Genomic DNA, 243 nt, shown 5'->3' with positions numbered 1-243 from the left:
GCCGCATCCTCTTTTGTTCCGATTGCGGTTGCATTGGCAGCGGTAGCGGTTGTAAGTGCCGTATCGTCATAGAAAGCCCCTCCATCGGTGCCACTTACGGAGATTGAATTCCCTGTATCCGCACTAACGATTGTTGGTGCTGTGATGGCCCCTACCTGATTGTCGACATAGGTCTTGACCGCGGTTTCGGTAGGGAATAGTGTATTGGTTGCATCAGCCAGGTTCACATCGGTTGATTTGTTG

The 243-nt window shown here is 51.4% G+C and carries 1 protein-coding gene; it reads right to left on the bottom strand.

The features are described from left to right. A partial coding sequence (locus R3X28_RS19315; RefSeq protein WP_317666530.1) for a hypothetical protein occupies positions 1-243 on the bottom strand: 243 nt, incomplete at both ends.

The sequence above is a fragment of the Maribacter sp. TH_r10 genome, assembly GCF_033101095.1.
Classification (GTDB): domain Bacteria; phylum Bacteroidota; class Bacteroidia; order Flavobacteriales; family Flavobacteriaceae; genus Maribacter_A; species Maribacter_A luteus.
Note: the sequence above shows the minus strand (reverse complement) of the source record. Positions and strands in the feature narration are given on the sequence as shown.